Origin of the sequence: Acinetobacter portensis, from assembly GCF_009372215.1 — a bacterium.
GTDB lineage: Bacteria > Pseudomonadota > Gammaproteobacteria > Pseudomonadales > Moraxellaceae > Acinetobacter > Acinetobacter portensis.
This window is the reverse complement of sequence record NZ_LWRV01000071.1, coordinates 37,663-47,672: the sequence shown is the minus strand read 5'-3', so window position 1 is coordinate 47,672 and position 10,010 is coordinate 37,663. Positions and strand designations below refer to the sequence as shown.

10 protein-coding genes are annotated in these 10,010 nt (G+C 35.2%); 5 read left to right on the top strand and 5 right to left on the bottom strand.

What is annotated here, in order from left to right; all coding sequences use genetic code 11:
• The first annotated feature begins 101 nt into the window (after positions 1 to 101).
• From A6M14_RS08010 to A6M14_RS07995, 4 genes are all read left to right on the top strand, one after another.
• A complete protein-coding gene (locus A6M14_RS08010; protein WP_152874444.1) occupies positions 102 to 1,355 on the top strand; it encodes an MFS transporter in 1,254 nt (417 codons plus the stop codon).
• A 172-nt stretch (positions 1,356 to 1,527) separates the two neighbouring features.
• The gene (locus A6M14_RS08005; RefSeq protein WP_152874443.1) at positions 1,528 to 3,204 is read left to right on the top strand and encodes a phosphoethanolamine transferase; all 1,677 of its coding nucleotides are present in this window, start codon (positions 1,528 to 1,530) and stop codon (positions 3,202 to 3,204) included.
• Positions 3,205 to 3,207: 3 nt separating this feature from the next.
• The gene (locus A6M14_RS08000; protein ID WP_152874442.1) at positions 3,208 to 3,891 is read left to right on the top strand and encodes a response regulator transcription factor; all 684 of its coding nucleotides are present in this window, start codon (positions 3,208 to 3,210) and stop codon (positions 3,889 to 3,891) included.
• Positions 3,892 to 5,208 carry an ATP-binding protein gene (locus A6M14_RS07995; protein WP_152874441.1) on the top strand — a complete coding sequence of 439 codons (1,317 nt, stop codon included), beginning with the start codon at positions 3,892 to 3,894 and terminating at the stop codon, positions 5,206 to 5,208.
• A gap of 63 nt (positions 5,209 to 5,271) precedes the next feature.
• Here A6M14_RS07995 and A6M14_RS07990 read toward each other — a convergent pair whose 3' ends face one another.
• Both A6M14_RS07990 and A6M14_RS07985 read right to left on the bottom strand, forming a co-directional pair.
• Positions 5,272 to 6,063, bottom strand: a complete 792-nt coding sequence (locus A6M14_RS07990; RefSeq protein WP_228720303.1) for a serine/threonine protein kinase — start codon at positions 6,061 to 6,063, stop codon at positions 5,272 to 5,274.
• Positions 6,064 to 6,167: 104 nt separating this feature from the next.
• Positions 6,168 to 6,857 carry a phosphatase PAP2 family protein gene (locus tag A6M14_RS07985; RefSeq protein WP_152874451.1) on the bottom strand — a complete coding sequence of 230 codons (690 nt, stop codon included), beginning with the start codon at positions 6,855 to 6,857 and terminating at the stop codon, positions 6,168 to 6,170.
• Positions 6,858 to 7,020: 163 nt separating this feature from the next.
• Here A6M14_RS07985 and A6M14_RS07980 point away from each other — a divergent pair, with 163 nt between their 5' ends.
• Entirely contained in the window at positions 7,021 to 7,704 is a 684-nt protein-coding gene (locus tag A6M14_RS07980; protein ID WP_152874440.1) for an HAD family hydrolase, read from the top strand.
• A gap of 93 nt (positions 7,705 to 7,797) precedes the next feature.
• Here the strand turns inward: A6M14_RS07980 and A6M14_RS07975 are convergent, their stop codons facing one another.
• From A6M14_RS07975 to A6M14_RS07965, 3 genes are read right to left on the bottom strand one after another with little or no spacing between them, the layout of a single operon-like run.
• Complete coding sequence (locus A6M14_RS07975) at positions 7,798 to 8,526, bottom strand: amino acid ABC transporter ATP-binding protein (RefSeq protein ID WP_171500260.1); 729 nt, start codon at positions 8,524 to 8,526, stop codon at positions 7,798 to 7,800.
• A gap of 14 nt (positions 8,527 to 8,540) precedes the next feature.
• Positions 8,541 to 9,224 (bottom strand): ABC transporter permease subunit, encoded by a 684-nt coding sequence (locus tag A6M14_RS07970; protein ID WP_152874438.1) that lies wholly within the window; start codon positions 9,222 to 9,224, stop codon positions 8,541 to 8,543.
• A complete protein-coding gene (locus A6M14_RS07965) occupies positions 9,224 to 9,967 on the bottom strand; it encodes an amino acid ABC transporter permease (protein WP_152874437.1) in 744 nt (247 codons plus the stop codon). The genes A6M14_RS07970 and A6M14_RS07965 overlap by 1 nt, the downstream gene beginning before the upstream one ends.
• Between the last annotated feature and the right edge of the window lie 43 nt (positions 9,968 to 10,010).

Here is a 10,010-nt window from a genome sequence, read left to right as displayed (position 1 = left end):
TTTATGAAGGAAGTCTAATATTAAGCTTTAATATGCCATCGATCATTGGCAGAATAATGCATGTCATATAAGTATAAAAATATCACCTGCTTAGGAAGTTTATGTCTAATTTACGTAATGTCTATCTTATTTTGTTTTCATTATATTGGGCGCAAGGTTTACCAGTCGGTTTTATGACACATGCTTTGCCCGTTATTTTAAGAGCGCAAGGTGTTTCACTTGCACATATTGGTGGTTTTGGACTGCTGATGTTGCCATGGTCAATCAAAATATTTTGGGCACCCTTAGTCGATAAATTTGGATATCAAAAATTAGGTCATTACAGATCTTGGATTATTCCAACACAGTTACTTACTATTTTTGTGTTGATCACACTTTCGTTTATCCCAATAGAATCTTTAAATCAACCTGCTTACTTATTCATGTTCTTTGCTGTTTTACTGAGTATGAATTTAATTGGTGCAACGCAAGATGTCGCAACCGATGGATTAGCTGTAAATATCTTAAAAAATGAACAACAGCATTGGGGAAATACCTTTCAAGTGGTAGGTTCTCGCTTAGGTTTTATTGTGGGTGGGGGAGCAATTCTGTGGGCTTTAGATTGGTTCAATTGGCAAATGACTTTTCTAGTACTAGCAGGATTGGTCGCTTTGAATACACTTCCCATTTTATTCACAAAAGAACCTTTGCATACAAGCAAGCTCAATCAAAATAAAAAAATTCAATTTGATTGGGGCGGTATTAAAGCTTATCTCGCATATTTCACAAATACACCATTACTCTTTGCGTGGTTGATGGTGCTAATCACGTTTAAAATTGCAGATGGATTATCGGGTCCATTACTCAAACCTTTAATGGTTGATATGGGGTTAAGTTTTTCGCAAATAGGTATATATGTCACTATGCTTGGCGCATGTGCAGCCTTGTTAGGTGCGGGTTTAGCGGGATTAAGCTTAAAATTTATATCTCGTGCAAAAGCATTACTAGTTTTTTCAGTTTTAAAAATTTTAAGCTTAGCTGCGTATGCATGGTTGGCTGACCAGTATGAAGCAAAAGCACACATTTCATCGTGGATTATTTATCTCGTAAATGCTGTAGAAGATATGGTGTCTTCGATGCTTTTAGTGGTGATATTAACCTTGGTGATGCAATATAGCCGCAAAGAATATGCAGGAACAGATTTTACTTTTCAGGTTGCAATTATGGCTACGGTGAGTGGCCTCTTATATAGTTTTAGTGGTTTTTTTGGTGATGTATTTGGCTATAAGTCATATTTATGTTTAATATGCATTATTGCAGTGTTTGCAATTATTCCAATTATAAAATGGTTAAAACTAGATAAATCTCATAATTAAAAGATCATTCAGTTATCAGCATTTTTATAAAAATCAATCATTCTAATAATAGTTTATGTTTAAAAAATAAGTAAATTTACTATATTGCGATAAAACGAATATGTAATTTAAGTGTTTTTTAAGCTTTAAATATTAATGTAAGGCATTGGGTTTAACCCGTGATCTAACTGTTATGCAAAATTTAAAAGCAAAATTTAAAAATTTAAAAAATCAAATTAAGCCCATGAGTTTAAGTACATTTAATGTATGGGTGGCGTTATGGCTAAGTATTATCTTAAATATTGGTTTTTATGAAAAAATAAAAGAACTTACGCCGTATAGTGGCTTTAAAGCAGGATTGTTTTTAGCTGCCACAGTTTTTATTGTAATTGCAGCTTATAACTTACTTTTGCAAATTCTTGGATGGAAGTGGACTGCAAAAGTCACGGCCATTTCATTGATTATCATAGGTGGTTTTAGTTCTTACTTTGTGAATAGCTTAGGCGTAGTGATTACATCAGATCAAGTGCAAAATATGATGCAAACCGATCTTCGAGAAGCAAATGATTTATTGTCATTGCATCTTTTAAATTGGGTGTTTTTCATTATTATTTTACCCATTATGGTGATATTTTTTGTTCGAATAAAAGATGAATCTATAATTCGAATGATGCTTAAAAAAGTCATTTATAGCGTGGCATCATTGGCGATTATTGGTGGTTTATTATTTAGTTTCTATATCGATTTTGCTTCAATTTTTCGTGAAAATCGTGATTTGAAAGGGATGATCTCACCACAAAATTCCATTGCATCGACCATATCATATTTTCATAAAAAAGCGCCGAAGAAAGATTTACCTTTGGTGACTTATGGTGAAGATGCACAGCTCATTAAAAAATTCAGTGAAAAGAAAGTGCCTAAACTTATGGTTTTGGTGGTAGGTGAAACAGCACGTGCTGAAAGTTTTTCTCTTAATGGGTATGCAAAAAATACCAATCCTCAACTATCTCGACAAGATATCATTAATTTTAGCCAAGTCAGTTCTTGTGGTACGGCAACAGCCGTTTCAGTACCTTGTATGTTTTCTGGTATGCCGCGAACATCATACGATGAGCAGTTAGCAAGTCATCGAGAAGGTATGCTCGATATTGCGCAACGTGCAGGATATAAAGTTACTTGGATTGATAATAATTCTGGATGTAAAGGTACGTGTGATCGGGTTGAACAATATGAAATTCCAAAAGAATTAAGGGAAAAATGGTGTGATAGTTCAGGTGAATGTTTAGATGGGATTTTAGTCGATAGTCTAAAGCAGTTTTTATCAAATATTCCTGAATCAGATGAAACTCCTCGTTTAATTGTATTGCATCAAATGGGAAGTCACGGGCCTGCATATTTCAAACGCACGACGGATGAACTTAAACATTTCAAACCAAGTTGTGACACGAATGCAATTCAAGGGTGTAGCCAAGAAGCTTTAATTCATTCATATGACAATACTATTTTGTATACAGATTATATTTTAAGTGAACTCATCAATACCTTAAAAGAGAATAAAAAGTTTGAGACAGGTTTTTGGTATTTGTCTGATCATGGAGAATCTACGGGTGAAAAAGGCTTGTATTTACATGGTGCACCTTATGCCATTGCACCAAGTCAACAAACCCATATTCCAATGTTAATGTGGTTTTCACCTGAATGGAAACAGTCAAATTCACAGGAAATTGCTTGTTTAAATCAACAAAAAAATCAACAATTAAGTCAAGATAATTTATTCCCTTCAATGTTGTCATTATTGGGCATTAAAACAAAAGTAATCGATTCAAAAGTTGATATGTTGAATCTGTGTGATGGAAAACCTAGAGCATAAATTATGAGTAAAATTCTCATTATCGAAGATGATTTCATGATTGCAGAATCAACCATGACTTTATTGAAATATAATCAATATGAAGTCGAGTGGGTGAATAATGGCATAGACGGTCTAAAAAAACTGCAACAAGAGCTGTTTGATATTGTCTTGCTCGATTTAGGTTTGCCTATGATGGATGGTATGCAAGTTTTAAAGCAAATTCGTCAACATCATGGAAATTTACCCGTATTGATTATTTCCGCAAGAGATCAACTTAAAAATCGAGTAGATGGTTTAAATGAAGGTGCCGATGATTACTTGATTAAACCTTATGAGTTTGATGAGCTACTTGCACGAATTTATGCCTTATTACGACGTTCTGGTGTGGTTTCAACATCAGAAAAGAGCTCTATTCTCAGCTGTGGTGAATTGGTTTTAGATGTTGAGCAACATCTTGTAAAATTCAAAGGGGAGTATATTGAGCTTTCAAATCGAGAATGGGCGATATTATTGCCCTTAGTTAGCCATCCAAATAAAATTTTTTCTAAAAGTAATTTAGAAGATAAGTTATATGACTTTGACAGTGAAATTAACAGTAATACGATAGAGGTATACGTTCATCATTTACGTAATAAATTAGGTAAAGACTTCATTCGAACCATACGTGGTTTAGGTTATCGTTTAGGGCAATTTCAGGATAAATAAATGCAGGCTCATTATTCTTTAAAAAAGCGCCTTATTATTTATGTTTCAGTTTTTAGTGTTGTTTTAGGGTGCTTATTAATTTTTTCAGCCTATCGAATTGCACTTGAAGAAATTGATGAAATTTTGGATGCTCAAATGCAAAATTTAGCAGAAAGAGTGTCTGAACATCAGCCAAAGCCAACAAGAAGTGATTTCAATTCACATGAACATTACCATGAAGAAGATTTGTTTGTTGATGTCTGGGAGTACGCTCAACGAGACCACTTGAAAGATGAAGCAAATTTATTGGTGGGTCCAGTAAAAAAAGCAGGTTTCTATACACACAATACTGCTCATGATGAGTGGCATACATATATTTTACCATCGGAAAAATATCAAATTCAGGTCAGTCAACAAAATTCGGTTCGAAAAGGTTTGGCTTTCGAGCTGGCTTTGAATATGTTTATTCCGTATGTGCTTTTTTTACCTTTTGCCTTGTGGGGATTAATTTGGTTAATTCGTAGGAATTTAAAACCACTTGATGATTTTAAAGATGAGCTGATTAAGCGTGGGGCACATGAGTTAACTCCAATTCAAGCCAATCAATATCCTGAGGAAATCACCCCAACCATTCGTGAAATGAACCATCTTTTTGACCGAATTTTGCTGTCACAGCAAGAGCAGAAACAGTTTGTTGCAGATGCTGCACATGAGTTAAGAACACCTATTACTGCTTTAAACTTACAGACTAAAATTCTTTTGCAGCAGTTTCCAGAAGATCCGTCCATTAAAAATTTAAGCAAAGGTTTAACTCGCGTTCAGCACTTAGTCAGTCAGTTGTTGAGTTTAGCCAAACAAGATGCATCTGTGCATCATTTGGAAGAAAAACAAGAGTTTAACCTTGCTCAGGTTGCCGTGAATTGCATAGAACAGTTAATGCAATTTGCAATGCAAAAAGAAATAGACTTAGGGATGGAAGAGCAACACTCGATTATTCTATATGACCAAGAATCTACCGTTCATTCTATATTATTTAACTTGGTCGATAATGCGATTAAATATACCCCCGAAAAAGGGATCATCAATGTTTCTGTCATTCAGAATAATCAATTTGCATTTATGATTGTTGAAGATAGTGGTGCAGGTATTGATCCTTCACAATTCGAGAATATTCGAAAGCGATTTTACCGAATTCATAATCATGCTGAAATTGGCAGTGGTTTGGGTTTATCTATTGTAGATAAAGCGATTCAACACTTACACGGAACTTTAGAGTTCTCAAAAAGTGAAAGCTTAGGTGGCTTAAAAGTCATTGTAAAACTTCCAATAAGTATTTAATGACTATTGAATAAATAAAAAAATCGGGATTTCTCCCGATTTTTTAACTTAAATTTGCTTCAATTAGTGCTTCTGATCCAATATTTTTAATAGATAAATACATTTTTTAAGGCGCTTACCATCACTTCCGAGTTTTTCTGGTTTAAGTGCTAACAGCCACGTTAGTTTACGTCCAACACGACAAATATCATTGAATGCTTTTGGATGTAATTTTAAAGCATTTGCCAGTAAATCTGCTGCTTGATCAAGCTCGTGTTCTTCAAAACGGTGAGAAGTCGAAAAAATAAAGCATAGCCAATCACGTGTATGACAATCTTCTAAACTGAGATATTGACCAGGATCTGTTTCAAAATCGATGAATGAAAAGTTCTGTTCAGTATCGACTAGAATATTACGTGCAAATGCTTCACTTAAATAGCTATTTTGGAGGTGAATATCTTCAAGTGCATCAATGGCTTTGTGAAATAGGTCTAAGCGTTGTAGCGTTGTTGGCTGAATAGAAAGTGCATGCTCAAGTTGTATGACAGGCTCTCCATTTGGGGAAGCATCCTTTAGTAAAAAAGCATCATTTTGTGAAGCAAGAACATCGGGTGCATGAACACCTAATTTTTTTAAAGCAAGAATGCGTTTTACTTCACATGAAATAGCTTCTTCTCCACCTTGGTTGGGTACAGGTGCAAGCATGCTCAAACCAAGTAGCTTAGAAAACCATTGTAAAGGTAGATAAATCCAAGTTGAATGTCGTTTAGCTGCTTTTTTTAACCAAACTTTTTGACCATTAACTTCGTAAGATTCAACAGATTCTGTTTGTTTTAAAGCATTATCCTTTAAAAAATCAGCATAAATATTTGACACTATTTTGCTCTATATTTTTAGATTAAATACTATTCTAACGAAATTGTGCTTTCAGGTCATAGAAATATACAAACTCACTGTAGTTGACAGAGTGGCGATGTGAATTATTGAGTCTGACATTTATGCTTTAAAGCTTTGTACAATTGAATAGTTATATAGACCACAACATTAATAAACCAAGTGATCCAAGCTGTCCATAAGTTATGACTTAGGAAGTGAGCACCACGCATCATTTGGGCCCATCCCATAGTAAAACCTAAAATAAAACCTGAGATTAAGAAAAAATAAGCACGTTTAGTATTGGATTTTAAATATACAAAATAGCCAGTCATGAGTGCGAAACCAGAAGATGCATGTCCACCTGGGAAGCAATGACCATCTTGTGCTGAAAAGTCCCATATATAGCCAGTAGAGGTTGGAATGGTCATAGACCACGGGCAAGCTTGGCTTGAGTGCGATTTAATGAAGCCAATTGAAAGAGTACATAGCATTGAAACAAAGAAAAAATAGGCATACTCATAGCGTTGGGTTTGGGAGACCTTAAATTTAAATGATGCAAGCCAAGCAAAAAAATAAAATAAGTAAATATAGATAATAATATCTTTGACGTAGCTATGATTAAGCTTGGCAAGATACCAATTATCTTTAAAGGGAAAATCACCTGTTTTGTTTATCCATGGGGAAATGAGCGCTAAATCTATATGACCACCAACTGGAAAATAAAGATAAAGAAGTACAAAGCTTGTTAATAAAAATAGACATTGATTAAAGTAGAATTTCTGGAAAGTTTTCATAAGCGCCAATGAAAGAAACCTCAAAGCTTATTACACAAAACAAGGCTTAAAATTGGCTTAAAGATAAGAAATATCATTGATAAGAATATAGATATCAAACATCTAGAATTAGGAATATCTTCAGCAATGTTAAATTAAGATCGAATAAATTCGAGCACCTTATATGACGATTCAAGCGGTCTTATTCGACTTAGATAATACTTTAACGCATCGAGAAAAGAGCATCTTTGCTTATAGTCAGGCGCTAGCAAAAACATTTGAACAACTTCTACTTGATGTGGATTTGGCAAGAATTACATCAATTATTCATCGAATAGATAATGGCGGGTATCCGAAAAAGGAATTGCTCACACATCCAAGTATTGGGGCATCTGTTGCTTATGCTTTAATGAATGAACTGAACTGGAAAGAACAACCGAAACTTGATGATTTAACAGCATTTTGGTTTAACCAATTTGGTGAGCATGCCGTAGAAATGTCGGGTGCTCGAGAACTACTTACATCATTAAAAGAAAAAGGATATAAGCTTGCTGTGGTTTCAAATGGTGGGCATCAAACACGATTGAATATTTTAAATGGATTAGGTTTGAGTCAGTTTTTTGATGAAATTATCAGCTCGGAATGGGTAGGAGTAAGTAAGCCAGATCCTGAGATTTTTATTAAAACAAGTCAACGTTTAGGTGTGAAAGTTGAACATTGTTTATTTGTTGGAGATCATCCAATTAATGATATTCAAGGTGCAAAAAATGCAGGTATGAATGCTATTTTTATGGAGGGGTTTAATCAATCTGAAATGAGGATTGAGCATAAAATTCAACATTTAAATGAGTTATGGAAATTTCTTTAATTTGTCTCAAGCTTTTCAGTTTACTCATTTGCATAAAATGCTGAATATGAAAAAGGCAGATCAAGTGATCTGCCTTTTTCAGAAAAAATTCGATTAGTGAAGAATTTTATCTAAGAACTGTTGAGCACGATCACTACGTTTTGTTGTAAAGAATTCGTCTTTAGTACAGTCTTCTACAATTTTACCCTGATCCATGAAAATGACGCGGTTGGCAACTTGACGAGCAAAGCCCATTTCATGTGTTACACACATCATGGTCATACCTTCTTTAGCAAGTTGAACCATTACATCAAGTACTTCATTAATCATTTCTGGGTCTAATGCAGATGTTGGTTCGTCAAACAACATTGCAATAGGGTCCATACTTAATGCACGGGCAATAGCAACACGTTGTTGTTGACCACCTGAAAGTTGAGAAGGGAACTTATTGGCATGAGCGCTTAAACCAACACGGTCTAAATACGCCAAACCTTTTTTCTTCGCTTCTTCTTCAGAACGACCAAGTACTTTTACTTGAGCGATGGTTAAATTTTCCGTAATGCTTAGGTGAGGGAATAACTCGAAGTGTTGAAACACCATACCTACACGGCTACGTAATTTAGTAAGATCTGTTTTAGGGTCATTGATAGCAACACCATCTACCCAAATTTGACCTTCTTGAAATGGTTCTAATCCATTTACTGTTTTAATGAGTGTTGATTTACCTGAGCCAGATGGTCCACAAACAACAACAACTTCACCTTGACGGATTTGTGCTGTGCAATCAGTTAAAACCTGAAAGTCTTTGTTGTACCACTTGCTCACATTTTGGAGGTCAATCATTACTTTACTATCTGTCATACACTTAACCTCCTTTGTAATTTTTTAACGGCATAAGTTGCGATCATACTTATAGTGAAATATACCAAGCCCGCAAAAAGAATATATTGCGTAAGTAGTGCCATGAGGTCACCACGGACATAGTTTGTGCGGAAGAAATCAAGCAAGCCAATAGCATAAACCATTGTAGAATCTTGGAATAAAATGATGGTTTGCTGTAAAAGCAAAGGTGTCATTTTACGAAATGCTTGAGGGAGGATAATTAGACGCATAGATTGACCATAAGTCATACCTAATGCTTGGGCTGCTGCTGTTTGTCCACGTGGGATAGATTGAATACCTGCACGAACAATTTCAGAGAAGTAAGCAGCTTCAAATAGCATGAATGCGACAATACTAGATACCAAAGCGGTATCAATGGTTAAGTAATTTCCAGTAATTGCGGTGTATAAAAATGGAACTGCGAAGTAGAACCACATTAAGACCAAAAGTAATGGAATAGAACGGAAAATATTGACATAGCTTTGTGCAATAAAATTTAGCAGTTTATTGGAAGACAAGCGCATTAACGCAAGAATAGTACCAATAGCAATACCACCAATTGTTGCGATTACAACAACTTTTAGGGTAATAGATAAACCATGCCATAAAGCTGGTGCTGAAAGTTGAAGGTCAGTTAAAAATGCAGTGAGCCATTCCATTATTTATCTCCTGCAATTAGACCTGGTACACGCAAGCGCTTTTCAAGCATTAACATTCCGCGCAGAAGGCAAACATTAATTACAACGAAAATGATGGTGATAAAGGTATAAATTTCGATGGTATTTTGCGTGTATTCACTGATGGTTTTCATTTGAGAAATAATTTCAGATACACCAACCAAAGAAGCAACTGAAGTGTTTTTTACGCAGTTGGTAAGTTCAGAACTTAGTGGTGGCAAAATAGTACGAAATGATTGTGGGAGAATAACATAGCGGTACAACTGAAATGTACTGAAACCCATGGCATAACCAGCATTGATTTGACCCTGAGGTAAAGCTTCAATACCTGTACGCACTTGTTCGCATACACGAGCAGCCGTAAACAAACCTAAGCCAATACTGGCAGAAATAAGTGCAGTTGTATTTGCACCTAGGTCACTAACCCACCAAGAGTGAATTGGACCTGGTAAAAAATTTGGAACAACATAGAACCAAATAAATAATTGTATTAATAAGGGTACGTTACGAAAAATCGTGACATATGCCGTTCCGATATTTCGTGCAGTTTTATTGGGTAAAGTACGCATGATACCTAAAATGCTACCAAGCACCATAGCAATTGACCATGCAACAACAGCAATCACGAATAACCAACCAAGCCCTGTTAAAACCCAATCGAGATATGTTGTGTTGCCAATGCCAGTGGACTGAAATAAAACTCCCCAGTTCCAGCTATAATTCATAATGACTCCGAAAATAGTCAGGCAAAAATTCCTTTTTGCCTGA